At 49.2% G+C, this 3,475-nt stretch carries 4 protein-coding genes; all 4 read left to right on the top strand.

From position 1 onward, the window contains the following. The first annotated feature begins 200 nt into the window (after nt 1–200). The gene (locus Q7P41_RS10030; RefSeq protein ID WP_303883963.1) at nt 201–1,061 is read left to right on the top strand and encodes a branched-chain amino acid ABC transporter permease; all 861 of its coding nucleotides are present in this window, start codon (nt 201–203) and stop codon (nt 1,059–1,061) included. A gap of 7 nt (nt 1,062–1,068) precedes the next feature. Then, a complete protein-coding gene (locus Q7P41_RS10025; protein ID WP_303883961.1) occupies nt 1,069–2,061 on the top strand; it encodes a branched-chain amino acid ABC transporter permease in 993 nt (330 codons plus the stop codon). Continuing rightward, entirely contained in the window at nt 2,061–2,804 is a 744-nt protein-coding gene (locus tag Q7P41_RS10020; RefSeq protein WP_303883959.1) for an ABC transporter ATP-binding protein, read from the top strand. Before Q7P41_RS10025 ends, Q7P41_RS10020 begins: the two co-directional genes overlap by 1 nt. Next, on the top strand, nt 2,804–3,475 hold a 672-nt coding region (locus Q7P41_RS10015), incomplete at its 3' end, for an ABC transporter ATP-binding protein (protein ID WP_303883957.1). The genes Q7P41_RS10020 and Q7P41_RS10015, both read left to right, overlap by 1 nt.

Genomic DNA, 3,475 nt, shown 5'->3' with positions numbered 1-3,475 from the left:
ATAAGGGCCATGAGCACAATAACTCAGCTCATTGGGGGTCAATACCTGCGGGTATTTCCCGAAGAATTTGCGAATGCCGAGCCTGTCGTTCCCATGCCATCATGGGATCAACGCAAATAGCCACTTGTTTTAACTGACCATAAAGAGAAGGCTTTTATCGAAGCCTTCTCTTTATGCTTAACATTAAGGAGGAGTTTGCAATGGCCGTATTCTTTCAGGTTGTGCTCGACGGATTGCTCAATGGCATGCTTTATGCACTCATAACGGTGGGATTATCCCTTATTTGGGGTGTCATGGATGTCATAAATTTTGCTCATGGCGAGTTTTTGATGGTGGCAATGTATGTGAGCTATTGGTTAGGTTTTTTGATGCACGCAGATCCTTTGATCTCTTGGATCGCTTCGGGGGCATTTGTTTTTTTGTTATCTGTCATAATTTATAAATTAATTATAAGCCAGCTTATAGGCAAACCAGCACTTTCCGTTCTCCTTGCTACCTTTGGATTGTCGATGCTTCTTAAAAACATTTGCTTGAACAGATTTTCGCCCAACTTCAAACTTTTGTCCGATACCTATTTGGGTGGCAAGGTTATACCTCTTGGAGATATAATTCTTCCCATGCCTCAATTTGTAATTGCCATTGCCTCGCTGGCGGTAATCATGTACATATATCGTTTTATAACTCGCACCAAGATGGGTTGGGCCATACAGGCGACTGCCATGGACAGAGATGCGGCCGAGCTCATGGGTATAGACACGGCCAGAATTTTTGCCTTGGTCTTCGGAATCGGCGGAGCGTGTGTCGGCATCGCCGGCGGATTGCTTCCTATGTATATGCCAGTGCACCCTGAGGTTGGAAGCCTATTTAGCCTGATAGCTTTTGTCTGCGTTGCCTTGGGAGGTTTTGGCAGCATTGTTGGGTCTTTACTCGCTGCGTTGCTCGTGGGACTGGTGGAGGCCTTGGTAGGGTTTTACGTTGCACCCATATTCAAGTATGTAGCCGTCTTCGGAATCTATTTGATTGTGATCCTAATCAGGCCCAGGGGTTTATTCGGGTGGTGATGACGGAATGAATCATGCGAAAAAAAGTAGAGGACTTTGGTATAGTGTGCTCCTTATCCTTGCTTTGCTGCCGATCATCCCTGGACCGCTTCAGGGCCCATTTGCTCAGCACGTGTTGGTCTTAATTTTGTTGTTCGCGTGCATGTCCCAGGCCTGGAATATTTTGGGGGGCTATTGCGGGCAAGTTTCCTTTGGCCATTCGGTTTTTTTCGGGATCGGTGCTTACGGGGCAGGCATGGCTGTGGTAACTTACGGTCTTACTCCCTGGCCTGGCGCTTTAGCGGGAGCTTTATTGGCAGCGATCGTGGCCATGGCGATCAGTTACCCCTGCTTTAGGCTTAAAGGACATTATTTCGCCATAGCAACTTTTGCCATAGTCGAGATATTCAACCGGCTTTTCATGGTCTGGTATTGGGTAGGAGGAGCCTTGGGGCTTGACTACCCAATAATAGAGGAAGGTTGGAAGAACTTCATGTGGTTTCGGACGAAAACTCAATATTATTACGGAGCGTTTGGACTGTTTATCATTGTTTTTTCCTTTGTGCGCTGGATGGAAGGCCATAAATTAGGTTACTACATGAGAGCCGTGAGGGACGGACAGGAAGCCGCCGAGTCTTTGGGAGTTAACAGTACGAGTGTGAAGCTGACGGCCATTGCAATTTCTGCCTTTCTGGCGGCATTATGCGGCGCTTTTTTCGTGCAGTACAACTTAAGGGTTGACCCGCCGATGGTAATGTCACTGGACATGTCCATGAGATTCGTGTTGATAACCATCCTGGGTGGGCTTGGCACTCTCTGGGGACCGTTGCTCGGTGCGGCCATATTGATCCCCTTGCAGGAATATACCCGGGCCATATGGGGAGGGCTGGGGGGAGGAGTAGACCTCATAATATTTGGCATTTTGATAATCCTCATCGTAACCCGCCAGCCAAAGGGCGTAATGGGCTTCATAAGCTGGTTGGCGAATCGTTCGAGGGCTGCTAAAGGAGGCGATGAATAATGGCTCTGCTTGAAGTACGCAACTTAACGATGAAGTTTGGTTCACTTATCGCAAATCACGACGTATCTTTTGTTGTCGAAGAAGGCGCCATCGTTGGCCTCATAGGCCCCAACGGTGCCGGGAAGACCACGCTTTTTAACTGCGTCTCCGGCGTTTACAAGCCAACTTCAGGCAAAATTTACTATGACGGCGTTGACATTACCAGGTGGCCTCCTCACAGGGTAGCTCGCCTGGGGGCAGTTAGGACCTTCCAGGTAGTGCGCCCTTTGAACGATATGAATGTCCTCGATAACATACTGGTCGGGGCTTTTTTGAGAACCTCAAGCTTTGAAGCCTCTCTAGAGGTAGCTGAGGCTTGCCTTGAAATGTGCCATCTTGAAGAGTACAGGAATAAAAGGGCAGGCAGTCTCACCATCGGCTTGAAGAAACGCCTTGAGCTGGCGAGAGCCTTGGCCACTCAGCCCCGTCTTTTAATGCTTGACGAAGTGATGGCCGGGTTGACGGGCACCGAACTTAAAGATGCAATGGATCTGCTAAGGGACATAAAAGCAAGAGGAATTACGCTTTTGGTAGTGGAGCACATTATGGAGGCGCTAATGCCAATAGCGGATAAAGTCATAGTCCTGGACGGGGGCATTAAAATAGCGGAAGGCCCGCCGAGCGAAGTGGTGCAAAACGAAAGGGTTATCGCTGCATATTTGGGCGAAAAATTCAGTAAGCGGCTGAGGGGGATGAAGGCGTAATGGCAGACTTTGCGCTTGAAGTAAAAGATTTGCGTGCCGGGTATGAAGGAGTGCCTGTGCTACATGGGATTTCCTTCGAAGTCCGTGAAGGCGAGATCGTAGCGATCATTGGAGCCAACGGAGCAGGAAAGACAACAACCTTGCGTACCATAGCAGGGTTGTTGCGACCTACTGGTGGGACCGTCAAGTTTTACGGAGAAGACGTAACCGGGCTTCATGCGCACGTTATGGTTAAAAAAGGCCTCACCTACGTCCCCGAGGGAAGAAGGGTCTTTGCCAAGCTTTCTGTGAAAGAAAATTTGGAGCTTGGAGCTTTTAAGGAAGACAATAGGGAAGTAGTAGAGCAACGCCTGGCGTGGGTCTATGAATTGTTTCCCATATTAGAGGAAAGGATCGATCAAAAAGCGGAGACCATGAGCGGCGGTGAGCAGCAGATGCTTGCCATAGCAAGGGGACTCATGAGTGCGCCGAAAGTCATACTCCTGGATGAACCGAGTTTGGGCTTGCAGCCCAGCCTGGTAGAAAGGGTGTTGCAAACGGTTACCGAAATAAGGCGACATGGAGTCACGGTGCTGATGGTAGAGCAGCGCGTCCTGGAAGCCCTAGAGATTGCCGACAGGGGCTACGTAATTCAGTCTGGCAGGGTTGTATTGTCAGGTTCGTCACAAGAG

It is taken from the genome of Acetomicrobium mobile (genome assembly GCF_937920065.1).
Note: the sequence above shows the minus strand (reverse complement) of the source record. Positions and strands in the feature narration are given on the sequence as shown.